This window comes from Zestomonas carbonaria (genome assembly GCF_904061905.1).
In the GTDB taxonomy this organism is placed as follows: Bacteria; Pseudomonadota; Gammaproteobacteria; order Pseudomonadales; family Pseudomonadaceae; genus Aquipseudomonas; species Aquipseudomonas carbonaria.
Map to the genome: position 1 here is coordinate 127,319 of NZ_CAJFCI010000077.1, position 22,960 is coordinate 150,278.

At 67.6% G+C, this 22,960-nt stretch carries 21 protein-coding genes and 3 tRNA genes; 20 read left to right on the forward strand and 4 right to left on the reverse strand.

Features of this window, described 5'->3' with window-relative positions:
* Positions 1-37: 37 nt before the first annotated feature.
* The 5 genes from PSEWESI4_RS20395 (at position 38) to PSEWESI4_RS20415 (ending at position 4,910) form a co-directional block, all read left to right on the forward strand.
* Positions 38-676 carry an SPOR domain-containing protein gene (locus PSEWESI4_RS20395; protein WP_187673057.1) on the forward strand — a complete coding sequence of 213 codons (639 nt, stop codon included), beginning with the start codon at positions 38-40 and terminating at the stop codon, positions 674-676.
* 77 nt (positions 677-753) lie between these two features.
* Complete coding sequence (locus PSEWESI4_RS20400; protein ID WP_187673058.1) at positions 754-1,266, forward strand: CvpA family protein; 513 nt, start codon at positions 754-756, stop codon at positions 1,264-1,266.
* Positions 1,267-1,348: 82 nt separating this feature from the next.
* Positions 1,349-2,854, forward strand: coding sequence for an amidophosphoribosyltransferase (purF, locus tag PSEWESI4_RS20405; RefSeq protein WP_187673059.1), 1,506 nt, complete (start codon positions 1,349-1,351; stop codon positions 2,852-2,854).
* 56 nt (positions 2,855-2,910) lie between these two features.
* On the forward strand, positions 2,911-4,122 hold the full coding sequence (locus tag PSEWESI4_RS20410; protein WP_187673060.1) for an O-succinylhomoserine sulfhydrylase: 1,212 nt from the start codon (positions 2,911-2,913) through the stop codon (positions 4,120-4,122).
* Complete coding sequence (locus tag PSEWESI4_RS20415) at positions 4,122-4,910, forward strand: SDR family oxidoreductase (RefSeq protein WP_187673061.1); 789 nt, start codon at positions 4,122-4,124, stop codon at positions 4,908-4,910. The genes PSEWESI4_RS20410 and PSEWESI4_RS20415 overlap by 1 nt, the downstream gene beginning before the upstream one ends.
* A gap of 221 nt (positions 4,911-5,131) precedes the next feature.
* Here the strand turns inward: PSEWESI4_RS20415 and gspD are convergent, their stop codons facing one another.
* The gene (gene gspD / locus PSEWESI4_RS20420) at positions 5,132-7,096 is read right to left on the reverse strand and encodes a type II secretion system secretin GspD (protein ID WP_187673062.1); all 1,965 of its coding nucleotides are present in this window, start codon (positions 7,094-7,096) and stop codon (positions 5,132-5,134) included.
* A 3-nt stretch (positions 7,097-7,099) separates the two neighbouring features.
* Positions 7,100-7,762, reverse strand: coding sequence for a type II secretion system protein N (locus PSEWESI4_RS20425; protein WP_328821936.1), 663 nt, complete (start codon positions 7,760-7,762; stop codon positions 7,100-7,102).
* Positions 7,763-8,012: 250 nt separating this feature from the next.
* On the opposite strand from PSEWESI4_RS20425, the gene gspE reads away from it, so the two are divergent.
* The 12 genes from gspE (at position 8,013) to PSEWESI4_RS20485 (ending at position 16,116) form a co-directional block, all read left to right on the forward strand.
* A complete protein-coding gene (gspE, locus tag PSEWESI4_RS20430; RefSeq protein WP_187673064.1) occupies positions 8,013-9,500 on the forward strand; it encodes a type II secretion system ATPase GspE in 1,488 nt (495 codons plus the stop codon).
* 13 nt (positions 9,501-9,513) lie between these two features.
* The gene (gene xcpS / locus PSEWESI4_RS20435; protein ID WP_187673065.1) at positions 9,514-10,728 is read left to right on the forward strand and encodes a GspF family T2SS innner membrane protein variant XcpS; all 1,215 of its coding nucleotides are present in this window, start codon (positions 9,514-9,516) and stop codon (positions 10,726-10,728) included.
* A 187-nt stretch (positions 10,729-10,915) separates the two neighbouring features.
* Entirely contained in the window at positions 10,916-11,302 is a 387-nt protein-coding gene (gspG, locus tag PSEWESI4_RS20440) for a type II secretion system major pseudopilin GspG (RefSeq protein WP_187673066.1), read from the forward strand.
* Positions 11,303-11,308: 6 nt separating this feature from the next.
* Positions 11,309-11,851 (forward strand): type II secretion system minor pseudopilin GspH, encoded by a 543-nt coding sequence (gene gspH / locus PSEWESI4_RS20445; protein ID WP_187673067.1) that lies wholly within the window; start codon positions 11,309-11,311, stop codon positions 11,849-11,851.
* Complete coding sequence (gspI, locus tag PSEWESI4_RS20450) at positions 11,848-12,225, forward strand: type II secretion system minor pseudopilin GspI (protein WP_187673105.1); 378 nt, start codon at positions 11,848-11,850, stop codon at positions 12,223-12,225. Before gspH ends, gspI begins: the two co-directional genes overlap by 4 nt.
* A complete protein-coding gene (gene gspJ / locus PSEWESI4_RS20455; RefSeq protein ID WP_187673068.1) occupies positions 12,222-12,902 on the forward strand; it encodes a type II secretion system minor pseudopilin GspJ in 681 nt (226 codons plus the stop codon). The genes gspI and gspJ overlap by 4 nt, the downstream gene beginning before the upstream one ends.
* Entirely contained in the window at positions 12,899-13,870 is a 972-nt protein-coding gene (gene gspK, locus PSEWESI4_RS20460; protein ID WP_187673069.1) for a type II secretion system minor pseudopilin GspK, read from the forward strand. Before gspJ ends, gspK begins: the two co-directional genes overlap by 4 nt.
* Entirely contained in the window at positions 13,867-15,006 is a 1,140-nt protein-coding gene (gspL, locus tag PSEWESI4_RS20465) for a type II secretion system protein GspL (RefSeq protein WP_187673070.1), read from the forward strand. Before gspK ends, gspL begins: the two co-directional genes overlap by 4 nt.
* A gap of 2 nt (positions 15,007-15,008) precedes the next feature.
* Positions 15,009-15,530: a type II secretion system protein M gene (locus PSEWESI4_RS20470; protein ID WP_328821937.1), complete on the forward strand. Its 522-nt coding sequence runs from the start codon at positions 15,009-15,011 to the stop codon at positions 15,528-15,530.
* Between the two features lie 228 nt (positions 15,531-15,758).
* Positions 15,759-15,834: transfer RNA gene (locus PSEWESI4_RS20475), tRNA-Val, on the forward strand.
* A 32-nt stretch (positions 15,835-15,866) separates the two neighbouring features.
* Positions 15,867-15,943: transfer RNA gene (locus PSEWESI4_RS20480), tRNA-Asp, on the forward strand.
* Positions 15,944-16,039: 96 nt separating this feature from the next.
* A tRNA-Asp gene (locus PSEWESI4_RS20485) sits at positions 16,040-16,116 on the forward strand.
* 242 nt (positions 16,117-16,358) lie between these two features.
* Here PSEWESI4_RS20485 and PSEWESI4_RS20490 read toward each other — a convergent pair.
* Positions 16,359-17,396 carry an AraC family transcriptional regulator gene (locus tag PSEWESI4_RS20490; protein WP_187673072.1) on the reverse strand — a complete coding sequence of 346 codons (1,038 nt, stop codon included), beginning with the start codon at positions 17,394-17,396 and terminating at the stop codon, positions 16,359-16,361.
* The gene (locus tag PSEWESI4_RS20495; protein WP_187673073.1) at positions 17,396-18,526 is read right to left on the reverse strand and encodes a carbon-nitrogen hydrolase family protein; all 1,131 of its coding nucleotides are present in this window, start codon (positions 18,524-18,526) and stop codon (positions 17,396-17,398) included. The genes PSEWESI4_RS20490 and PSEWESI4_RS20495 overlap by 1 nt, the downstream gene beginning before the upstream one ends.
* Positions 18,527-18,730: 204 nt before the next feature.
* Here PSEWESI4_RS20495 and PSEWESI4_RS20500 point away from each other — a divergent pair, with 204 nt between their 5' ends.
* From PSEWESI4_RS20500 to PSEWESI4_RS20510, 3 genes are all read left to right on the forward strand, one after another.
* Positions 18,731-20,764 carry an NADPH-dependent 2,4-dienoyl-CoA reductase gene (locus PSEWESI4_RS20500; protein WP_187673074.1) on the forward strand — a complete coding sequence of 678 codons (2,034 nt, stop codon included), beginning with the start codon at positions 18,731-18,733 and terminating at the stop codon, positions 20,762-20,764.
* Between the two features lie 147 nt (positions 20,765-20,911).
* Complete coding sequence (locus PSEWESI4_RS20505; RefSeq protein WP_187673075.1) at positions 20,912-21,340, forward strand: nuclear transport factor 2 family protein; 429 nt, start codon at positions 20,912-20,914, stop codon at positions 21,338-21,340.
* Positions 21,341-21,538: 198 nt separating this feature from the next.
* Positions 21,539-22,906 (forward strand): chromosome partitioning protein ParA, encoded by a 1,368-nt coding sequence (locus PSEWESI4_RS20510; RefSeq protein ID WP_187673076.1) that lies wholly within the window; start codon positions 21,539-21,541, stop codon positions 22,904-22,906.
* Positions 22,907-22,960: the final 54 nt, after the last annotated feature.

Here is a 22,960-nt window from a genome sequence, read left to right on the forward strand (position 1 = left end):
GACAGATCGCGAACAGGTTCGAAGGGGGACATGCAGGATGGCTTTGCTAGATAAGGGGCTCAAGCAGCGTATCGTGGGGGCCCTTGTGCTGGTGGCGTTGGCGGTGATCTTCCTGCCGATGCTGCTGACCCGCGAGGACGAGACTCGGCATGTCGTGGTCGACGCTCCCAGCATGCCACGGGCGCCTGCCGTACCCGAGATCACCATGGATCCGGTGGCGGTGCCTGAGCCGCAGCCGCTGCCGGATGAGCCGATCCCCGCCGATCCGGCCGCCGACGGCCTGGCCGAGCAGCCCGTGCCCGAAGCGCCATCGGCACTCGCCGCCGAACCTGCGCCCAAGCCCAGCGCTCCAGCCAAGGCACCGGTTGCGGCCGCTCCTCAGCCCGCCACCCCGGCCGCGAAGCCAGCGCCGGCGAGCCGGCTGGATGCCAACAGCCTGCCGGTGAGCTGGTCGATCCAGTTGGCCAGCCTGTCCAATCGGGCCAGCGCCGAGAACCTGCAGCAGACCCTGCGCAGCAAGGGCTACAACGCCTATATCCGTACTGCGGACGGGATGAACCGGGTGTTCGTCGGCCCGGTGATCGAGCGCGCCGAGGCCGACCGGCTGCGTGACCAGCTCAACCGCCAGCAGAAGCTCAACGGTTTCGTGGTGCGCTTCCAGCCTGAGCGCGGTTGAGGGCGTTCGGCGTGCGGGTTACCCCGGAGGCGGGCGTCTGCTAAAATGCTGCGCCTTTCCCGTTCGTAGGCTGCACCGTGGCATTTACCTGGTTCGATTGGGCGATCATCGCCATCATCGTGGTTTCCAGCCTGATCAGCTTGAGACGCGGCTTCGTCAAGGAAGCGCTGTCGTTGGTCACCTGGATAGTCGCCGGGGTCGTAGCCTGGATGTTCGGTGGCGCGCTTGCCGGGCATCTCACCGAATTCATCGACACGCCATCGGCACGTGTGATCACCGCCTGCGCGCTCTTGTTCATCGTCACGCTGCTGGTCGGCGCATTGGTCAATTTTCTCATTGGCGAACTGATTCGCGTCACCGGCCTGGACGGCACCGATCGTGTCCTCGGTATGGTATTCGGCGCCGCCCGTGGCGCCTTGCTGGTGGTGGTGGCGGTCGGGCTGCTCAGCCTGGCGCCGGTACAGCAGGATTCCTGGTGGCAGCAGTCGACTCTGCTGCCGCATTTCTTGATGGTTGCCGACTGGTCGAAAACGCTCATCCTGAATTTCACCGGTCAGTGGTTTTCCGGCGGCGTGGCCATACCCGGCTGAGCCGCAGTAACAAGGGGCTGTCCGCTCGACCTGGCGGCCATGCCCATCATTAGCCTGAACTACATAGCAGGGGTTGCGTCACATGTGTGGCATCGTCGGTATCGTCGGTAAGTCGAACGTCAATCAGGCGCTGTATGACGCGCTAACCGTCCTTCAGCATCGCGGCCAGGACGCTGCCGGTATCGTAACCAGCCACGAGGGACGGCTATTCCTGCGCAAGGACAACGGACTGGTGCGCGATGTCTTCCAGCAGCGGCACATGCAGCGTCTGGTCGGCCACATGGGCATCGGCCACGTGCGCTACCCGACCGCGGGCTCGTCGAGCTCCGCCGAGGCGCAGCCGTTCTACGTCAACTCGCCGTACGGCATCACCCTGGCGCACAACGGCAACCTGACCAACGTCGAGCAACTGGCCAAGGAAATCTACGAGTCTGATCTGCGCCACATCAACACCACCTCCGACTCGGAAGTGCTGCTCAACGTGTTTGCCCACGAACTGGCCCAGCGCGGCAAGCTGCAGCCGACCGAGGAAGACGTGTTCGCCGCGGTGAGCCACGTGCACGAGCGTTGCCGTGGCGGCTATGCGGTGGTGGCGATGATCACCGGCTACGGCATCGTCGGCTTCCGCGATCCCAACGGCATTCGCCCGATCGTCTTCGGCCAGCGCCACACCGACGAAGGCGTCGAGTACATGATCGCCTCGGAAAGCGTGGCCCTCGACGTGCTCGGCTTCACCCTGATCCGCGACCTGGCACCGGGTGAAGCGGTATACATCACCGATGATGGCAAGCTGCACACCCGCCAGTGCGCGGCCGACCCGAAGTATTCGCCGTGCATCTTCGAGCACGTCTACCTGGCCCGCCCGGATTCGCTGATGGACGGCATCTCGGTCTACAAGGCGCGCCTGCGCATGGGCGAGAAGCTGGCCGACAAGATCCTCCGCGAGCGCCCGGACCACGACATCGACGTGGTCATCCCGATCCCGGACACCAGCCGCACCGCCGCCCTGGAGCTGGCCAACCGCCTGGGCGTGAAGTTCCGCGAGGGCTTCGTGAAGAACCGCTACATCGGCCGTACCTTCATCATGCCCGGCCAGGCGGCACGCAAGAAATCCGTGCGGCAGAAGCTCAACGCCATCGAACTGGAGTTCCGCGGCAAGAACGTGATGCTGGTGGACGACTCCATCGTGCGCGGCACCACCTGCAAGCAGATCATCCAGATGGCCCGCGAGGCCGGCGCGAAGAAGGTCTACTTCTGCTCGGCGGCGCCGGCGGTGCGCTATCCCAACGTCTACGGCATCGACATGCCGAGCGCCCATGAGCTGATCGCCCATGGCCGCACCACCGAGGAAGTGGGCGAACTGATCGGCGCCGACTGGCTGGTCTACCAGGACCTGCCGGACCTGATCGACGCGGTCGGTGGCGGCAAGATCAAGATCGAGCACTTCGATTGCGCGGTGTTCGACGGCAACTATGTCACCGGCGACGTCAACGAGGCCTACCTGGACAAGATCGAGCAGGCCCGCAACGACGCCAGCAAGGTCCAGGCCCAGGCGGTCAGCGCGATTATCGACCTGTACAACAATTGAGCTGCAAGCTTTGAGCCGCAAGCTGCAAGCCACGAGATGGCGAAGAGGATTGCACGATGACGATTGAATGGGATGCCGGTCGGCTGGACAGTGACCTCGAAGGTGCGGCCTTCGACACCCTGGCGGTGCGCGCCGGCCAGCAACGCACGCCGGAAGGCGAGCATGGCGAGCCGCTGTTCTTCACCTCCAGCTATGTGTTTCGCACGGCCGCCGATGCCGCCGCGCGTTTCGCCGGCGAGGTGCCGGGCAACGTCTATTCGCGCTACACCAACCCGACCGTGCGCCTCTTCGAAGAGCGCATCGCCGCCCTGGAAGGAGCCGAGCAGGCGGTGGCCACGGCTTCCGGCATGTCGGCGATCCTTGCCATGGTGATGGCCCTGTGCAGCGCCGGCGACCATGTGCTGGTGTCGCGCAGCGTGTTCGGCTCGACCATCAGCCTGTTCGAGAAGTACCTCAAGCGCTTCGGCGTGCAGGTCGACTACCCGGCTCTTTCCGACATCGACGGCTGGCGCGCGGCCTGCAAGCCCAACACCAAGCTGTTCTTCGTCGAGTCGCCGTCCAACCCGCTGGCCGAACTGGTGGATATCGCCGCGCTGGCCGAGGTGGCCCATGCCAACGGTGCCCTGCTGGCGGTGGACAACTGCTTCTGCACCCCGGCGCTGCAACAGCCGCTGAAGCTGGGCGCGGACATCATCATCCACTCGGCGACCAAGTACATCGACGGCCAGGGCCGCTGCCTGGGCGGCGTGGTGGCCGGGCGCAGCCAGCAGATGCAGGAGGTGGTCGGCTTCCTACGTACCGCCGGACCGACCCTCAGCCCGTTCAACGCCTGGGTGTTCCTCAAGGGCCTGGAGACCCTGCGCATCCGCATGCAGGCCCATAGCGCCAGCGCACTGGCCCTGGCCGAGTGGCTGGAGCAGCAGCCGGGGATCGAGAGGGTCTACTACGCCGGGCTGCCCAGCCATCCGCAGCACGAATTGGCCAAGCGCCAGCAATCGGGCTTCGGCGCGGTGGTCAGCTTCGAGGTCGCCGGAGGCAAGGAGGGCGCCTGGCGCTTCATCGATGCGACCCGGATGATCTCGATCACCACCAACCTGGGCGATACCAAGACTACCATCGCCCACCCGGCGACCACTTCCCACGGGCGCCTGTCGCCGGCGGAGCGGGCCAATGCCGGTATCGGCGACAACCTGATCCGTGTCGCGGTGGGCCTGGAAGATGTCGCCGACCTCAAGGCCGACCTGGCCCGAGGCCTGGCGGCGCTGTAATGGTCGACTCGACGATCGATTGGCAGGTCCAGGGTTCCCCGGCGAACAACGGCAGGGTGGCGCTGGTCACCGGCGCGGCGCGCGGTATCGGCCTGGGTATTTCCGCCTGGCTGATTTCCGAGGGCTGGCAGGTGGTGCTGGCCGACGTGGACCGCGAACGCGGCTCCAGGGTGGCCAAGGCTCTGGGCGGCAATGCCTGGTTCGTCGCCATGGATGTGTCCCAGGAAAGCCAGGTGGTGGTCGGCGTGGCCGAGGTTCTCGGTCAGTTCGGGCGGCTGGATGCGTTGATCAACAACGCTGCCATCGCCGATCCCCATGAGTCGCCGCTGGAGAGCCTGGACCTGGCGCGCTGGCAGCGCACCCTGGCGGTCAACCTGACCGGGCCGATGCTGCTGGCCAAGTACTGCGCACCTTATCTGCGAGCCCATTGCGGCTCCATCGTCAACATCTGCTCGACCCGCGCCCACCAGTCCGAACCGCACAGCGAGGCCTACGCCGCCAGCAAGGGCGGCCTGCTGGCGCTGACCCATGCACTGGCGATCAGCCTGGGGCCGGATATCCGCGTCAATGCGGTCAGCCCCGGCTGGATCGATGCGCGCGATCCCCGCGAACGGCGCGCAGCGCCCTTGAGCGATCAAGACCATGCCCAGCATCCGGCGGGGCGGGTCGGCACGGTCGAGGACGTGGCGGCGGTGGTCGGTTGGCTGCTGTCCGGCTGTGCCGGGTTCGTCACCGGCCAGGAGTTCCTGGTCGATGGTGGCATGACGCGGAAGATGATCTACGCGTAGGAGCGGGGGCGCTCTTTTCTGGTTCTCCGCGTTCGCGGAGATGACAAGGCGCGTAGCGAGGGCGCGCGCCTGGTCCTCTGCTCTCGATTCTCCGGCCACGTAAAGAGCATCGCGAGCAGAGCTCGCCTACAGGTGGGCTGCCGTGGCACGAAGGCAGCCCCGCACGCACACCACTCGACCGTCATCCCCGCGAACGCGGGGACCCAATAAAAACAGGCCGATCAGCGCTTCGGCCGCAAGTCCACCGCCGGGGCGCCCTGGCCGTCGAACAACTGGGCCGGGTTGGCCGGCAGGATGCTCGGCCCCCGGTCGGTTCCGCCGAGCACGCGGATGTCACTGTATTTCTTGCCGGACAGCGCGGCCAGGCCGGCGCCGTCGCGGACGATGCTGGGGCGCAGGAAGACCATCAGGTTGCGCTTGATGTGGGTGTCGCGGGTCGAGCGGAACAGCCGGCCGAGCCACGGGATGTCGCCGAGCAACGGGATCTTCGAGTCGGTCTGGGTCACGTCGTCCTGGATCAGCCCGCCGAGCACGATGACCTGGCCGTCCTCGGCGAGGATGGTGCTCTTGATCGAGCGCTTGTTGGTGATCAGGTCGACCGCCTGGGCGGTGAGCGTGGCGCTGGGGGCGATGGAGGAGATCTCCTGCTCGATCTCCAGGCGCAGGGTGGCACCGTCGTTGATGTGCGGGGTGACCTTGAGGGTGACGCCGATGTCCTGCCGCTCGATGGTGGTGAACGGGTTGCTCGCGCCGTCCGTGGCGGTGGTGTAGGAGCCGGTCTGGAAGGGCACGTTCTGGCCGACCAGGATTTCCGCCTTCTGGTTGTCCAGGGTCAGCAGGCTCGGCGTGGACAGCAGGTTGCTCTTGCTGTTGGCCGACAACGCGGTGATCAGCGCGCCGAAACTGTCGGTGCCGATGCCGATGATGGCGCCATCGGGCAGGTTGTTGAGCAGTGGGTTGTCGACGTCGTTGCGACCGTCCTGTATGGCCTGCAGTACCGAACCGATCGACAGGCCGGTATTGCCGAAATTCACGCCGCCGAGGCCGCCGGTGCTGCCGCGCGCATCCACCGCCCACTGCACGCCGAGAGCGTCGCTGACATCGCCGGAGATTTCGACGATGGCCGCCTCGACCATCACTTGTGCGCGTGGCACGTCGAGCTGGCGGACGATCTCCTCGAGGGTCGCCACGGTGTCCGGATCGGCCAGCAGAACCAGAGCGTTGAGGCTTTCGTCGGCGCGGATCAGCAGATTCTGCACCTTGCCGCCCGTACCGTTCGCGGCGGCTTCGAGCTCGGGATTCCTGAGGCCTTCGGACAGCTCGCTGAGGGTCGCGGCCAGGGCCTTCGCATCGTTGTGGCGCAGGCGGATCACCCGGGTATTGGCCGAGCGGGTGGTCGGCGTGTCCAGAGAACGGGCCAGGGTCGCCAGTTTGGCGCGGGCGGCCGGCGGGCCGAGCAGGATCAGCCGGTTGGTGCGCGCGTCGGCGATCACCTGGGTGCCGCTGCTCTTGGACTGGCCGCGCGCCTGGGCGTTGTTCAGCGCCTCGGCGACGTCCATCACCCAGCCGTGGCGCAGGTCGACCACGCTGTAGTCCTGGTCGCTCTTCTGGTCGAGCTGGCGAATCAGGGTCTCGATACGCGCGATGTTGGCCCTGCGGTCGCTGATGATCAGGGCGTTGGCGGTGCTCACCGCTGCCAGGTGGCCGTACTGCGGCACCAGCGGGCGGATCAGCGGAATCAGTTCGGTGACCGGGGTGTGCTGGACCTGGATCAGGCGGGTTTCCATGGTCTCGGCGCTGAGCCGGCCGATGCTGCCGGCGGCGGCCTTGGCTTCGGCGTTGGGCACGATGCGTGTCTGCCCGGCCTGGGTGACCACGCTGAAGCCGTGGGTGGCCATCACGGAAAGGAACAACTGGTAGACCTCGCTGAGCCCCAGTGGCGCTTTCGACACTACGCTGACCTGGCCCTTGACCCGTGGATCGACGATGAAGGTTTCGCCGGTTATGTCGGCGATCTGGTCGACGAACTCGCGGATGTCGGCATCCTTCAGGTTGATGGTCCAGCGCTCTTCCTGCTGACTGGCGTGGGACTGCGCTGGCGCGTTCGCCGCGCTGGCGACCAGTGGTGAGGCCAGCAGGCCCGCGGCGAGCAGGGCGATGGTCAGGCGCGAGAGGTGTGCGGGCATCGTTCAGTTTTCTTCCGTGGAGGGTTCAGGGGGCGTCTCGTCGACGTTCTCTTCGGCAGGCAGGGTGCCGGCCGCTTCCATCTGTTGGCGCAGGGCTTCCAGGCGTTCGCGCAACAGTGCGGCGTCTTCTTCCTGCAGGGCGGATAGGTCGTCGGTGGCGCTGTCCTGGATACTGTCCGGGGCAGGGTAATCGAGGTTGTTTACAGTGCGACTGGTGGGGGCCGGAAAGGTCAGGGTTTCCAGGCGGCCGTTGCGGTCCAGTTCGATGCGATCGCGGTATACCGCGTGCAGGCGCACGCCGGAGTCGATTTCCTCGCCGACGGCGAAGCGCTTCGGTTTGCCGCTGTCGCGCTGGACGATCGCGCTGGAGCGTTGCGGATCGGCGTTGACGAAGCTGCCGCGCAGGGTCAGGCGCAGGTTGGTGGACGGCGGTGCGCTGTCGCTGCTGGAGCGGGCCGGGCCGAACAGGGTTTCCAGGCGCTCCAGTGCCGGAGTGGAGAGGGCGCTCGACGGGGCGGCGCCCTGGACCGCCGGGGGAGTACGCAGCAGGCGGATCCAGTCCGCGGTCTGCCAGGCCAGGCCGACGCTCATGGCAATGACCAGCAGCGCGCCGAGCAGGATCGGCACGTGGCGCTGCAACCAGAGCTGAGAGGCGAGGTTGGCCAAAAGTGTCACTCCGTGGCGATTATTTCTTGTTATTAGGGTGAATAGGCCAGTCGGGATCATAGCAGCAGCCCGGCCATGCCTCGCAAGTCGAAATACCGGTGGATGTGCGATTCCAGACGTTGTGATAAAGATAGAACAGGGCACCGGTCGACAGGTGCCTGCGCGATAACAATAAGAATGCGGAATCGGATGGTGGCTACGTCAAATTCGGATGACAGGCTGCCACCTTCACCCAGGAAGGTCGCTTTGCATGAATGTTCCGCTCACCCAGGCGCAACAGCGTCGCCTGCCCTTCAGCTTCGCCAAGCGCCACGGCGTGGTATTGCTCAATGAGTCCGGCCAGCTCCGCCTCGGCCACCGCGCGACGGTCGAGCTGACCGCGCTGTCCGAGGCGCAGCGCTTCGCCGGTCGTCGCCTGCCGTTGCAACGGCTGTCCGCCGAGGACTTCGAGCGGGCGCTGGGCCTGGCCTACCAGCACGATTCCGCCTCGATGCAACTGGCCGAGGACATCGGCGGCAACCTTGATCTCGCCGCGCTGGCCGACCAGGTGCCGGAGACCGAGGACCTGCTGGAGCAGGAGGACGACGCGCCGATCATCCGCCTGATCAACGCCATCCTCGGAGAGGCGATCAAGGAGAACGCCTCCGACATCCACCTGGAAACCTTCGAGAAGCGCCTGGTGGTGCGTTTCCGCGTCGACGGCATCCTCCGCGAGGTGCTCGAACCCAAGCGCGAGCTGGCGGCGCTGCTGGTGTCGCGGGTCAAGGTGATGGCCAAGCTGGACATCGCCGAGAAGCGCGTTCCCCAGGACGGGCGGATTTCCCTGCGGGTCGGCGGCCGCGAGGTGGACATCCGCGTCTCCACGTTGCCCTCCGCGAATGGCGAGCGGGTGGTGCTGCGCCTGCTCGACAAGCAGGCCGGGCGCCTGACCCTGCAACACCTGGGCATGAGCGAGCGTGACCGGCAACTGATGGAAGAGACCGTGCGCAAGCCGCACGGCATCCTGCTGGTCACCGGCCCCACCGGCTCGGGCAAGACCACCACCCTGTATGCCAGCCTGGTCAGCCTCAACGACCGCACGCGCAATATCCTCACCGTCGAGGACCCGATCGAATACCACCTCGAAGGCATCGGCCAGACCCAGGTCAACACCAAGGTCGACATGACCTTCGCGCGCGGCCTGCGCGCCATCCTGCGCCAGGACCCGGACGTGGTGATGGTCGGCGAGATCCGCGACCGCGAGACCGCCGAGATCGCCGTGCAGGCCTCGCTGACCGGCCACCTGGTGCTTTCCACCCTGCACACCAACAGCGCCATCGGCGCCATCACCCGCCTGGTGGACATGGGCGTGGAGCCCTTCCTGCTGTCCTCGTCCCTGCTCGGCGTGCTGGCCCAGCGCCTGGTGCGCGTGCTCTGCCCGCATTGCCGTGAGGCGTATCAGGCCGGCGAGGCGGAATGCCGCGCCCTGGGCGTGTCGGTGGACGAACCGGCGCAGCTCTATCACGCTCGTGGCTGCGCACAATGCAACCAGCAGGGCTATCGCGGGCGTACCGGCATCTACGAACTGGTGGTGTTCGACGAGACCATGCGCACCCTGGTGCACAACGCCGCTGGCGAGCAGGAGATGACCCGCCACGCCCGCAGCCTCGGCCCGAGCATCCGCGAGGACGGCCGGCGCAAGGTGCTGGACGGGGTGACCACCCTGGAAGAAGTGCTGCGCGTAACCCGTGAAGAGTGAGTGAGCAACGTCCATGGCCGCTTTCGAATACCTTGCCCTGGACCCTGACGGCCGCCAACGGAAAGGCGTGCTGGAGGCCGACAGCGCCCGCCAGGTGCGGCAACTGCTGCGCGAACGGCAACTGGCGCCGCTGGAGGTCAAGCCGACCCGCGTGCGCGAGCAGGCGGCCACTGGCGGCTTCCGTTTCGCGCGGGGCCTGTCGGCACGTGACCTGGCCCTGCTGACCCGCCAATTGGCGACCCTGGTGCAAGCCGGCCTGCCGATCGAAGAGGCCGTGCGAGCCGCCGCCGCCCAGGCCAGCGCACCTCGGGTGCAGTCGATGCTGCTGGCGGTGCGCGCGCGCGTGCTGGAAGGGCACAGCCTGGCCACCAGCCTCAAGGAGTTTCCCGCCGCCTTCCCGGATCTGTACCGGGCCACCGTGGCCGCCGGCGAGCATGCCGGGCATCTCGGCCCGGTGCTCGAACAACTGGCCGACTACACCGAGCAACGCCAGCAGTCGCGGCAGAAGATCCAGTTGGCGCTGCTCTATCCACTGATCCTGATGGTCGCCTCGCTGCTGATCGTCGGCTTCCTGCTGGGCTACGTGGTGCCGGACGTGGTGCGGGTGTTCGTCGACTCCGGGCAGACCCTGCCGGCCCTGACCCGTGGCCTGATCGCGACCAGCGAACTGGTCAAGGGCTGGGGCTGGTTGCTGCTGCTGGCGATCGTCATCGGCGTGTTCGCGTTCCGCCGGGCGTTGCGCGACGAGCGCCTGCGCCTGCGCTGGCACGGCCTGCTGTTGCGCCTGCCGCTGGCCGGGCGGTTGATCCGCGCCACCGACTGCGCGCGTTTCGCCTCGACCCTGGCGATCCTTACCCGCAGCGGCGTACCGCTGGTGGAGGCGCTGAGCATCGCCGCCGAGGTGATTGCCAACCGGCTGATCCGCGGCCATGTGGTGGTGGTGGCCCAGAAGGTCCGCGAAGGCGGTAGCCTGACCCGTGCGCTGGAGGCCAGCGGCCAGTTCCCGCCGATGATGCTGCACATGATCGCCAGCGGCGAACGCTCCGGCGAGCTCGACCAGATGCTGGCGCGCACCGCGCGCAACCAGGAGAGCGACCTGGGCGCGCAGATCGCCCTGCTGGTCGGCCTGTTCGAGCCCTTCATGCTGGTGTTCATGGGCGCCGTGGTACTGGTCATCGTGCTGGCGATCCTGTTGCCGATCCTTTCTCTCAATCAATTGGTGGGGTAAATCCGTGAAACGATTTCAGAACCTGTTCACGATCTCGCGAGCTAGAGATAAACGGTGGCGAAAACGGCCGAGGGAGCGGAGTTCACGTCTTGTAAATGAGCATCCCGAGGCCGTTTTCAACGCCGTTTGGCCGACGCGCAGCAGATCGTGGGCAGGTTCTCAGGGTGGCTTCACGCTCATCGAAATAATGGTGGTGGTGGTCATCCTCGGCATCCTTGCCGCGCTGGTGGTGCCGCAGGTGATGAGCCGGCCGGACCAGGCCAAGGTCACCGTCGCCAAGAGCGACATCAAGGCGGTGGCTGCCGCGCTGGACATGTACAAGCTGGACAACCACGTCTACCCGAGCACCCAGCAGGGGCTCGAAGCGCTGGTCAGGAAGCCCTCGGGCAACCCGCAGGCGCGCAACTGGAACAAGGACGGCTACCTGAAGAAAGTCCCGGTCGACCCCTGGGGCAATCCCTACCAGTACCTGGCGCCGGGCAGCAAAGGCGCGTTCGACCTGTACTCGCTGGGCGCCGACGGCAAGGAAGGCGGCAGCGACCTGGACGCCGATATCGGCAACTGGGACCAGTGACCGCCCATGCGCCGCGCCGAGGGCTTCACCCTGGTCGAGTTGCTGGTGGTCCTGGTGATCATCGGCAGCCTGGCCGGGCTGGCGGTGCTCGGCAGCGGCCTGGCCAGCCCGGCGCGTGCATTGCAGGGCGAGGCCGAGCGGCTGGCCGGGCTGATCGGCGTGCTGGTCGACGAGGCGGTGCTGGACAATCGCGAGTACGGCCTGCGCCTGAGCCCGGATGGTTACCAGGTGCTGCGCTATGAAGAGAGCAGCGGCGAATGGCAGCCGATGAGCGACAAGATGCACCGGCTGCCCGATTGGGCCGAGCTGCGCATAGAGCTGGAGGGGCAGGCGATCAGGCTGCCCGGCCCCGCGGCTGACGATGGTGACGGGAAAAAGGCCGCCGAGCGGAACGCGCCGCAATTGCTGATCCTCTCCAGCGGCGAATTCAGCCCGTTCCGTCTGCAACTGGGAGAGCGACGCCAGGACGGCCTGCGCCTGCAACTGTCCAGCGACGGTTTCCGCCTGCCCCGGATCGAAACGCTTCCCGCCTCGGGGCGTGCCGGCTGATGCGCCCACGCGGCTTCACCCTGCTCGAAGTGCTGGTGGCCCTGGCGATCTTCGCCGTGGTCGCCGCCAGCGTGCTGGCCGCCAGCGCGCGCAGTTTGCAGGGCGCCGCGCGTCTGGAGGACAAGACCCTGGCGATGTGGGTCGCCGACAACCGCCTGACCGAACTGCAACTGGCGGAAAACCCACCGGCCAATGGCCGTGCCGACGGAGCGACGGATTTCGCCGGGCGGCGCTGGCAGTGGCGCAGCCTGATCGAGGCTACCAGCGAACCGGAAATGCGCCGGGTGACCCTGTGGGTGGCGGCGGATGGGCGTGGCGATGTCGAGGAACGCGCGCTGGTGCGCCTGGTCGGCTTCGTGGGGAGGCAGCCATGAGGCGTGCGCACGGTTTCACGCTGCTCGAACTGCTGATCGCCATCGCCATCTTCGCCGTGCTCGCCCTGGCCACCTACCGCATGCTCGACAGCGTGCTGCGCAGTGACGAGGCGACCCGCGTGCAGGAGCAGCGGCTGCGCGAGTTGACCCGCGCCCTGGCCGTCTTCGAGCGCGACCTGTTGCAGGTGACGGCCCGACCGGTGCGTGACGGCTACGGCGAGTCGCGCCCGGCGCTGGTCGGCCAGAGCGGCGACAGCACGACGCTGGAGTTCACCCGCACCGGCTGGCGCAACCCCACCGGCCAGCGCCGCTCGCGCGTGCAGCGGGTGCGCTGGCAGCTCAGCGGCGAACAGTGGCAGCGGCGCTACTGGTTGGTGCTCGACCAGGCCCAGGACAGCCAGCCGCAGGCGCAGCAGGTACTCGACGGCGTCACCCGTTTTGCCGTGCGCTACCTGGACGAGGAGGGTCGCTGGCTGGACGGTTGGCCGGACAGCGATGGCGAAAACGAGGACGATCTCCGGAAGTTGCCGCGCGCCCTGGAAATGACGATCGAGCACCGTCACTACGGCCAACTGCGCCGCCTGCTGCGCCTGCCCGATGGCGCCAAACGAGAGGCGGGCCAGGGAGCCGGCGAGAGTGAGGATGGGGCGCCTGATGACGGGGAGCAGGGCCCATGAAGCGCCAGCGGGGAGTGGCCCTGATCACCGTGCTGCTGGTCGTCGCCGTGGTCACCGTGGTCTGCGCCGGGCTGGTCGCCCGGCAGCACCTGTCCATCCGCAGCACCGCCAACCAGTTGAGCGTCCTGCAAGCCCGGCACTACGCGCTGGGTGGCGAGCGCCTGGCGGAGGCTGTGCTGTTGCGCGACCTCCGCGAGGGCGATCCGCGCCGGCCGGTGGATCACCTCGGCGAAGCCTGGGCCCGGCCGCTGGCCAGCTTCCCGCTGGACGATGGCGGCGAATTGCGGGTGCGCATCGAGGACCCGAGCGGGCGCTTCAATCTCAACGGCCTGGTGCGCCAGCGACAGGCCGATCTACGCGCCGTCGCTCAGTTCCGCCGCCTGTTGCAGCGCCTGGAGATCGAGCCGATCTACGCCGATCGCCTGGTCGACTGGCTGGATGGCGACGACGAGCCGAGCGGCGGCGATGGCGCCGAGGACAACCAGTACCTGCTGGCGGAGCCGCCTTACCGAGCGGCCAACCGCAGCCTGGCCGACGTCTCCGAGCTGCGCCTGCTGCTGGACATGCGCGAGGCCGATTACCGGCGCCTGTTGCCCTACGTCAGCGCGCTGCCGGACGATACCATGCTGAACGTCAACACCGCCGGCGCGTTGGTGCTGTCCACCCTGGTCGACGGCCTGACCCCGGCGCGGGCGATGGAGCTGGTCGCCGCGCGTGGCAGGGAGGGCTACCGTTCAGTGGAGGAGTTCCTCGCCCAGCCAGCGCTGGCCGGGCTCGGCGCACGTTCCCAGGGGCTGGCGGTGGGCAGCCAGTATTTTCAGGTGATTTGCGAAGTGAATCTGGACCAGCGTCGACAGGTGCTGGTAAGCAGTCTGCAACGCGGCAGCGATAGTCGGGTGCGGGTGCTCGGCCGCGACCTCGGTCAGTCGGGATTGCCGCCCAGGGCGGTCGAAGAGGAGAAACCATGAATCAGGCGTGCCTGTTCCTGCCACCGGAGGCGTGCGACGGAGCTGCGACGGAACTGGAAGTGCACTGCGTGCAGCAGGGAACCACCAGCGTCATGAGCTTTGCCGCCGCCCTGGAGCGCTTGTCGCCACCCTGGCGGCTGGTCCTGCCGGTCGAGGCGGTCACTGCCTGTGCCGTGCAGTTGCCAACCCAGAAGGCGCGCTGGCTCCGCCAGGCACTGCCGTTCGCGGTGGAGGAACTGCTCGCCGAGGATGTGGAGCGCTTCCACCTGGCGCTCGGGGCGTCACTGGCCGATGGCCGTCACCGGGTATTCGCCGTGCGCCGCGACTGGCTGGAGAGCTGGCTGGCGCTGTGCGGCGACAAGCGGCCGGGCAGCATCCAGGTGGATGCCGACCTGCTGCCCGACGACGGTACCCGGCTCGGCTGGCTGGATGGGCGCTGGCTGCTTGGTGGTGCCGGCAGCGCACGCCTGGCCCTGGCCAGCGAGGACTGGCCCGCGCTGGCGGCGAACTGTCCGCCGCCACGGCGGGCCCATGCGCCGCGGGAGCAGGCGCGCCTGGAGGACGTCGAGGAGCAGGAGAGCGTTGCCGACATGCACGCTTGGCTGGCCGGGCAGCGTGGAACCTGCGAGCTGGCCCAGGCCGAGTTCGCGGTGCGCGAGCCGGGCGGCCACTGGCAGCGCTGGCGGCCGCTGCTCGGCTTGCTCGGTCTCTGGCTGCTGCTGCAATGGGGCTTCAACCTGGCCCAGGGCTGGTACTTGCAGCGCGAGGGCGAGCGCTACGCGGCGGCCAGTGCCGATCTCTACCGCGAGCTGTTCCCCGAGGACACCCGGCTGGTCAACCTGCGCCACCAGTTCGACCAGCACCTCGCCGAGGCTTCCGGCTCGGGGCAGGGGCACCTGCTCGGCCTGCTCGGCCAGGCCAGCGACGCGCTGCTGGCCGAGGGCGGGCAACTGCGTGTGCAGCAGATGGACTTCAGCGAGGGGCGCGGCGATCTGGCCTTGCAGGTCCAGGCGCCGGGCTTCGATGCCCTGGAGCGCCTGCGCCAGCGTCTGCTGGAGGCCGGCCTGAGCGTGCAACTGGGGTCGGCCAGCCGTGAGGAAGGCGGTGTCAGCGCGCGGTTGGTGATCGGAGGATGAGGATGGAATCGAGAGGATTGAATGCGCCGCTGGCGGTGCGCCTGGAGCAGTCGCCATGGTTCCAGCGCTGGCGCGCCCTGGCACCCCGCGACCGGCTGGCGCTGGCGGTGCTGGGTGGCTTCCTGCTGCTGGTCCTGCTGTACCTGCTGCTCTGGCGACCGGTCGAGCAGCAGCGCGATGCGGCACGCCGCTACTTCGAGCAGCAGCGCGAGCTGAACGTCTACCTGCAAGCCTGGGCGCCGCTGGCGCGCGGTGCCAGGGAGCGGCCGCAGACCAGCGTCGATCCGGCGCGCCTGCAGGGTCTGGTGACCGCCAGCGCGGCGGAGCATGGGCTGGCGGTGGAGCGTCTGGACGGCGAAGGAGAGGGCGGTGTGCAGGTCAGCCTGCAGGCGGCGCCCTTCGCCCGCCTGCTGGGCTGGTTCGCCGCGCTGGAGGGGCAGGGCGTGCGCATCGACGAAGCCGGCCTGGATCGCACGGGAGAAGGCTTGGTGGCGGCGCGGCTGACCCTGCGGGCCGGTCCGTGATCGCTGCGCCATGCTGGGGCAGGGCGCTGCTGGAGTGTGCGGGAAAGGTGCTCCGGGAATGCTGGCGCGGGAGCGGTTTCTGGCCAGCTTCGCCCTTCCGGGAGCGCGAATGGATTCGCGCCTGGGTATGCGGCGTCAGTCTGACGGAATCCCGTTTTCCAGAAAATTTCCATGCAGGGTGTTGACTTAGCACCGCCTCCTGCGTAAATTGCGCGCCTCGCAAGGCAAGGCTGATTAGCTCAGCTGGGAGAGCACCTGCATCACACGCAGGGGGTCGGCGGTTCGATCCCGTCATCAGCCACCAAACCTTGCTACGGACGAAAGTCCGGCCGACGCGCAGCGGTAGTTCAGTCGGTTAGAATACCGGCCTGTCACGCCGGGGGTCGCGGGTTCGAGTCCCGTCCGCTGCGCCATATTCTCCATGCCGGGTTCGCCGGGCATGAGGTGAGAAGCCAAAGGCTTGGCACCAGACGAAGCAAGAGTTCCACGGACGAAAGTCCAACCGACGCGCAGCGGTAGTTCAGTCGGTTAGAATACCGGCCTGTCACGCCGGGGGTCGCGGGTTCGAGTCCCGTCCGCTGCGCCATACCGAAAGCCCCGAGTCGCAAGACTCGGGGCTTTTTCTTTGCGCCATCCTGCGGCCTCGACATCTTTCGTTCATCAGGGATCTTTAGGCTGCCTGGCACGGTCTTTGTTTCCAGTCACGTGTCAGCTTCAGGAGAGCCCAAGAATGGATGACTATCAGGAAGAATTGCTCGAATACCATGCCAGCGAACAGGACGCCGCCGAGCTGGTCGACGATGCCACCGAGATGTGAGCCGGGCCCGGCTAGCCGGCCTGGCGCTGCTCGCGCCGATACTCTCCGGGCGTCTGCCCGCTCCAGCGCTTGAAGGCACGCTGGAACGCCTCGGCGGAGGCGAAGCCGAGCAGGTAGGCTATTTCCCCGAAGGTCAGTTCGGTGTCGCGGATATAGGCCATCGCCAGGTCGCGGCGGGTGTCGTTGAGGATGCTGCGGAACTGGGTGCCTTCTTCCGCCAGCTTGCGGCGCAGGGTCCAGGTGGGCATCTGCAGGCGGCTGGCGACTTCCTCCAGGTCCGGTTCCCGGCCCAGCAGCAGCGGGCCGAGCAGGTGCACGATGCGTTCGCGCAGGCTGCGGGTGCGGGTCAGTTGCTCCAGTTCCCGTTCGCAGATTTCCAGCAGGTGCCGCCAGGTGCCTGGGCTGTGCTCGGGGTTGCGCAGGGCCAGGTTGGCCTGGTCGAAGCGCAACTGGTTGGTGGGGGCGCCGAACTCCACCGGGCAGTCGAACAACTCGCCGTAGCGCTCGCCGTAGCCCGGATCGGGGAACTCGATCATCACTCGCTCCAGACGCAGTCCGCCGCCGCATAGCCGCTTCAACTGGCAGGCCCAACTGGCCAGCACGGCATCCACCACGAAGCGGTTGTAGGCGTTGTAGGGGCTGATCGAATAGAAGCGCAGCCAGGCGCCGCGATTGTCTTCGACGAAGCTCGACTGGCCACGGTAGTTCTGCGCATAGAGCGGCTCGAAGCGGGTCAGGATGCGCGCCGCCTCGCGTACCGTCGGCGCCTGCTGGGCGGTGACGCCGGCCAGGCCCAGGCGGTTGAGGCTGCCGAGTGCGCCCATTTGCAGGCCCAGCGCCGGATCGCCGGTGAGCTGGATCGCCGCGTGGCCGAGGCGCATGTAGCGCGGGATCGACAGGCGCGCGCGTGGTTCGGCCCGGCGCGCGGCGTCCAGGCCGTACTGCTCGAGCAGCGGGGTGGGGTCCTGGCCATGATTGCGCACGGCATCGGCGAGGCTGTCGATGAAGGCGACGCTGAGGTCGCCGAGGCGCACGCGGGTGGGCTTCATCACAACCACAGGTTGACCAGGCGCGCGCCGGGGCCGTCGTCGGCCAGCCGGTAGTGCTGCGGCGTGGCCACCAGGCTCTGCCCGTCGCTGCCCAGGTCCCACAGTTGGCCGCGCATGAACACGGTGATCCCGGCCCGGGCGCCGCTGTCCGGCAGGCGGCCAGCCAGGGCCAGGCGTTGCCAGGCCTCGCCTTCGCTCAGTTCGCCAGGGCGCAGGCTGACGTCCGCCGGCGCCGGCGCGCCGTTGTAGCCGCCCCAGGGGCGCTGCCAGTGGCCGTTGCCGCTGAGGAAGGCGGGCACCGCCAGCAGTTGCGCGCCTTGCCGCATGAGCTCGGCATAGCCGGCCGGGTACCAACTGTCGGCGCAGATCAGCACGCCCAGGCGGCCGGCGGGGGTGTCCACCGTCTGCAGGTCGCTGGCGGGAGCGGCCGCGGTGAAGGGTTGCTCGTCGCGGATCGGGAAGACCTTGCGCTGCGGCTGGCCGAGCGGGGTGCCGTCCACGCCGAACACCAGGCTGGCGTTGTACAGCGGCCCCTTGCCGACGCGCAGTTGGCCGTTCTCCACCCGGGGTTCGGGCAGCACGATGGAGCCGGCCACCAGGGTCACGCCGAAGCGCTTGGCCAGGCCGCCGAACAGTTCCTGGTAATCCTTCGCCATGCGCTTGGCCTTCATGCGCAGCAGTGCGTCGGCCAGGCGATCCTCGCCATGCGCGGCGAACCAGGCCAGGCCCAGGCGCAGCGGGTTGCTGGCCGCCATCCAGGTCATCGCCTCGTCCAGCGTGGCGGCCCGGTAGACCTCCGCCTTCTCGCCGCTGGCCACCAGCCAGGTCCCGACATGCTCGGGAAGCACCACCACCGTCTTGTCGTTGAGCAGCCCTTCGCCGCGCGCCTTCTCCAGGTAGGCGACGAACTTCAGCTCGAGCCGTTCTCGGCTCTGGTAGTCGCCGGCGAACAGTTCCGGCTGGATGCCCAGCAGGTTGCCGTGCTCGCCCGGCTGTCCTTCGTCGAGGACGACCTGGCTGCGTAGGTCGGACAGGTAATGACCGACCGGGCGCGTCTCGGACCACAGCAGATAGCTGGCGAGCAGGGCCAGGCTGAGGGTGAGCGTGATGATTCGCAAGAGTTTGAACATCGGCCGGCTGCCTGTTGGATTCAGGCCCTAGGTTAGGAGCGGGGCCGGGAAATGCCAAGCCGTGCTGCGCATTTCGATCAGTAACTAGTCACTTTGGATCATTGAGCGCTTGGGGCCGGCTCCTTATCGTCTGTTCCATAACCGACCACCGCCCATTTCGAGGCGATGGCATTCCGTGAATCAGCTTGGCGTGGAGTTTCCCCCATGAGCACTCGCTACCCGCACCTGTTGGCCCCCCTCGACCTGGGCTTCACCACCCTGAAGAACCGCACCCTGATGGGCTCCATGCACACCGGCCTGGAAGAGCGGCCGAATGGTTTCGAACGCATGGCGGCCTATTTCGCCGAACGCGCCCGTGGCGGCGTCGGCCTGATGGTCACCGGCGGTATCGGCCCGAACGAGGAGGGCGGCGTCTATACCGGCGCGGCCAAGCTGACCACCGTCGAGGAAGCCGAGAAGCACCGCATCGTCACCCGCGCGGTGCACGAGGCGGACGGCAAGATCTGCATGCAGATCCTCCACGCCGGCCGCTACGCCTACAGCCCGAAATCGGTGGCGCCGAGCGCCATCCAGGCGCCGATCAACCCGTTCAAGCCGCGCGAGCTGGACGAAGAGGGCATCGAGAAGCAGATCCAGGACTTCGTCACCTGCTCCGTGCTGGCCCAGCAGGCCGAGTACGACGGCGTCGAAATCATGGGATCGGAAGGCTACTTCATCAACCAGTTCCTGGTCGCCCACACCAACCAGCGCACCGACCGCTGGGGCGGCAGCTACGAGAACCGCATGCGCCTGCCGGTGGAGATCGTCCGCCGCGTGCGCGAGGCCGTGGGGCCGAACTTCATCATCATCTACCGCCTGTCGATGCTCGACCTGGTGGAAGGCGGCAGCACCTGGGACGAGATCGTCCTGCTGGCCAAGGCCATCGAGGCGGCTGGCGCGACCATCATCAACACCGGTATCGGCTGGCACGAGGCGCGCATCCCGACCATCGCCACCAAGGTGCCGCGCGCGGCCTTCACCAAGGTCACCGCCAAGCTGCGCGGCGAGATCGGCATCCCGCTGATCACCACCAACCGCATCAACACCCCGGAAGTGGCCGAGCAGGTACTGGCCGAGGGCGACGCCGACATGGTCTCCATGGCCCGTCCGTTCCTCGCCGATCCGGATTTCGTCAACAAGGCCGCCGAAGGCCGCGCCGACGAGATCAACACCTGCATCGGCTGCAACCAGGCCTGCCTGGACCACACCTTCGGCGGCAAGCTGACCAGTTGCCTGGTCAACCCGCGCGCCTGCCACGAGACCGAGCTGAACTACATCCCGGTCGCCCGGGCGAAGAAGATCGCCGTGGTCGGCGCCGGCCCGGCCGGGCTGTCCGCCGCCAGCGTGGCGGCCGAGCGCGGCCACCAGGTGACCCTGTTCGACGCGGCCGCCGAGATCGGCGGCCAGTTCAACGTCGCCAAGCGCGTGCCGGGCAAGGAAGAGTTCTACGAGACCCTGCGCTACTTCAAGCGCAAGCTGGAAACCTCCGGCGTCGACCTGCGCCTGAACACCCGCGTGTCGGTCGACGACCTGGCCAAGGGCGGCTACGACGAGATCATCCTGGCCACCGGCATCGTGCCGCGCACCCCGGCGATTCCCGGCATCGAGCACGAGAAGGTGATCGGCTACCTGGACGCCATCCTCCAGCGCAAGCCGGTCGGCCAGAAGGTCGCGGTGATCGGCGCCGGCGGCATCGGCTTCGACGTCTCCGAGTTCATCGTCCACCAGGGCGAGGCCACCAGCCAGAATCGCGAGGCGTTCTGGAAGGAGTGGGGCATCGATGGCGCGCTGGAGGCCCGTGGCGGCATCGCCGGGATCAAGGCCGAAGTGCATCCGGCGGCGCGCCAGGTGTTCCTGCTGCAGCGCAAGAAGTCCAAGGTCGGCGACGGCCTGGGCAAGACCACCGGCTGGATCCACCGCACCGGGCTGAAGAACAAGAACGTGCAGATGCTCAATTCGGTCGAGTACCTCAAGGTGGACGACGATGGCCTGCACATCCGCATCGCCGAGGGCGAGCCGCAGGTGCTGCCGGTGGATACGGTGATCGTCTGCGCCGGCCAGGACCCGCTGCGCGAGCTGCATGACGGCCTGGTCGCCGCCGGGCAGAACGTGCACCTGATCGGTGGCGCCGACGTGGCCGCCGAGCTGGACGCCAAGCGCGCCATCAACCAGGGCTCGCGGTTGGCCGCCGAGCTGTAGGCCGCGCAGGCTCTCTGGGTCCCCGCGTTCGTGGGGACGACGGGCACCGTGATATCGCGTCATTCCCGCGAAGGCGGGACGCTGCTTGCATCGAGCGCCCTTCAGGGGGCTCGAAGCGAGTAATCCACTCAACACAGGAGGTTCCGCATGTCCGCTCCGCAACTACAACCCAATGCCGCCGCCACGCTGGCGAAATGGCACGAGTTGATCGCCGCCCACGACCTGAGCGGGCTGCCCGGGCTGCTGCATCCCGGGGCGGTGTTCCGCTCGCCGATGGCGCACAAGCCCTACGAGGGCGCGCCGGTGGTGTCGCTGATCCTCAACACGGTGCTCAAGGTGTTCGAGGACTTCACCTACCACCGCGAACTGTCCTCGGCCGATGGCCTGAGCGTGGTGCTGGAGTTCAGCGCCCGGGTCGGCGACCGGCAGCTCAAGGGGATCGACATGATCCGTTTCGACGAGTCCGGCAAGGTCGTCGAGTTCGAGGTGATGATCCGTCCCATGAGCGGCTTGCAGGCCCTGGGCGAGGAAATGGGCCGGCGCCTGGCGCCCTTGCTCGCCGCCAGGGCGGGCTGATTCCCCACTGTTCGCCCGGCCGTCGACGATCCGCCGGATCGTCACGGCGAGCGACTGCCAACCCAATCACATTGTCCGCCTTCCTTTTTCCCCTAGACTTAGCCGAACCACGGCATGGCCCCTGCGTTTCCTGGGGGCATTCGACGCCGCTGGACATCTTCCGCCACCGGTGACGGGGCGGCTTGGGAGGGGAGCCCGATGAGCATGCAGAACAAGCCGCAGATGGTGGAGGCCGTAGTGTTCTTCAATGAACGCGGCATCTGCAGGGAAATGCTCTTTCCCGAGTTCGAGGCGTTGCTCGACGGCGTGGTCAACATGCCCGAGTTCGTCGACCAGCAGGTCCGCGCCGTCTACGCGCTGATCAATCCGCGCCTGCTGGTGCGCGCCGCGGTGTTCTTCTACCTGGATTTCGACGAGAACGGCCGGCCCGACAGCGGCTGGAACATCCCCCTGCGCCATCTTGCCGAACGCTCCGGCCGGGGCCCGGACATGGGCGCCGGGCCGATCCGCCTGGCCTGCCGCAGCCAGTGCCCGGTGTCCTGGCACCAGATGCACCTGTGGGACCCGAGCCTGGCGCCGGGCAAGAACGACCTGGTGCTGCTGCGCGACACCATCAAGCGCAACCAGCTCGGCCTGCTGATCGAGGAGGAGAGCGCTCCGGCGGTTGCTCCCGAGCGTTTGCAGGTGGCCCCCGAGGATAAGTGGTATGCGCCGGACCCCGACAAGGAAGCGGCGGAAAGGCTCGCGGCGAAGATGGACCAGGAACATCGCCTGAAGACCGCGCAGTTGATCAAGCAGCAGCGCCTGCGCATCAGCAGCCTGGGGCGGCAGCACGAGGAGGAACTGGCGCGCTTCAAGCTGGCCGCCGAGGAGCAGCGCAAGACGCTGCTGGCCGAATCCCTCGCGTTGCGCCAGGCCCTGCGCCAGCAGGAGGACCTGAACGCCAGCCTGAAGGAGCAACTGCGCGAGCAGGTGGACAACTTCCAGAGGGTTCGCGAGGAGATGACCGAGCAGTTGCGCGCCCTGGAGCGCCACAGCCGGGCCGAGGCGGACATCCTGCGCTCGCAGTTCGACAGCGAGTTGCAGGCCCGGATTGCCGCCGCGGTGGTGGAGTACCGCGAGCAGATCGCCATCCGCGACGTCGAGCTGGCCTATCGCAGCGAACTGGACAGCCAGTTGCAGCAGGAGATCGACCGCCTCAAGCGCGACCGCGAGGAAGCGCTCGGCCAGAGCGGCGACCAGGTGCTCGAGCGGCTGGCCAAGATGGGCGTGGTGTTCGTGGTCTACCATCCGGGCGCCGGCCACCTGACCATTCCCCTGCAGGATATCGCCCGCTACCAGGACAACCCCCTGGCCTACGCCGCATCCAAATGCTTCGTCTCGGAGGACCAGTACCGCCAGTGGCTCGCCCACTACCAGCAGCCGGTGTGCGAGGCGCTGCAACCCAATGGCGAGCGCTGCGCCATGCCGATCGACCGGGTGGAGGCGCCGAGCCGCTTCATCGCCGACGACTCCAATTGCTGCACTCGGCACAAGGCCGCCAACCGCCTGCGTACCGTCGGTTGAATGTCCCCGATGGGCGGCCCTGGTTGCATGGCCTCGGTGCAGGTGGGATTCGCG

Bases quoted from the DNA above. Each gene is read 5' to 3' on its own strand.
- PSEWESI4_RS20395 (WP_187673057.1), top strand. From the start codon at position 38: ATGGCTTTGCTAGATAAGGGGCTCAAGCAGCGTATCGTGGGGGCCCTT.
- purF (WP_187673059.1), top strand. From the start codon at position 1,349: ATGTGTGGCATCGTCGGTATCGTCGGTAAGTCGAACGTCAATCAGGCG.
- PSEWESI4_RS20410 (WP_187673060.1), top strand. From the start codon at position 2,911: ATGACGATTGAATGGGATGCCGGTCGGCTGGACAGTGACCTCGAAGGT.
- PSEWESI4_RS20415 (WP_187673061.1), top strand. From the start codon at position 4,122: ATGGTCGACTCGACGATCGATTGGCAGGTCCAGGGTTCCCCGGCGAAC.
- gspD (WP_187673062.1), bottom strand. From the start codon at position 7,096: ATGCCCGCACACCTCTCGCGCCTGACCATCGCCCTGCTCGCCGCGGGC.
- gspE (WP_187673064.1), top strand. From the start codon at position 8,013: ATGAATGTTCCGCTCACCCAGGCGCAACAGCGTCGCCTGCCCTTCAGC.
- xcpS (WP_187673065.1), top strand. From the start codon at position 9,514: ATGGCCGCTTTCGAATACCTTGCCCTGGACCCTGACGGCCGCCAACGG.
- gspG (WP_187673066.1), top strand. From the start codon at position 10,916: ATGGTGGTGGTGGTCATCCTCGGCATCCTTGCCGCGCTGGTGGTGCCG.
- gspH (WP_187673067.1), top strand. From the start codon at position 11,309: ATGCGCCGCGCCGAGGGCTTCACCCTGGTCGAGTTGCTGGTGGTCCTG.
- gspJ (WP_187673068.1), top strand. From the start codon at position 12,222: ATGAGGCGTGCGCACGGTTTCACGCTGCTCGAACTGCTGATCGCCATC.
- gspK (WP_187673069.1), top strand. From the start codon at position 12,899: ATGAAGCGCCAGCGGGGAGTGGCCCTGATCACCGTGCTGCTGGTCGTC.
- gspL (WP_187673070.1), top strand. From the start codon at position 13,867: ATGAATCAGGCGTGCCTGTTCCTGCCACCGGAGGCGTGCGACGGAGCT.
- PSEWESI4_RS20470 (WP_328821937.1), top strand. From the start codon at position 15,009: ATGGAATCGAGAGGATTGAATGCGCCGCTGGCGGTGCGCCTGGAGCAG.
- PSEWESI4_RS20490 (WP_187673072.1), bottom strand. From the start codon at position 17,396: ATGAAGCCCACCCGCGTGCGCCTCGGCGACCTCAGCGTCGCCTTCATC.
- PSEWESI4_RS20495 (WP_187673073.1), bottom strand. From the start codon at position 18,526: ATGTTCAAACTCTTGCGAATCATCACGCTCACCCTCAGCCTGGCCCTG.
- PSEWESI4_RS20500 (WP_187673074.1), top strand. From the start codon at position 18,731: ATGAGCACTCGCTACCCGCACCTGTTGGCCCCCCTCGACCTGGGCTTC.
- PSEWESI4_RS20505 (WP_187673075.1), top strand. From the start codon at position 20,912: ATGTCCGCTCCGCAACTACAACCCAATGCCGCCGCCACGCTGGCGAAA.
- PSEWESI4_RS20510 (WP_187673076.1), top strand. From the start codon at position 21,539: ATGAGCATGCAGAACAAGCCGCAGATGGTGGAGGCCGTAGTGTTCTTC.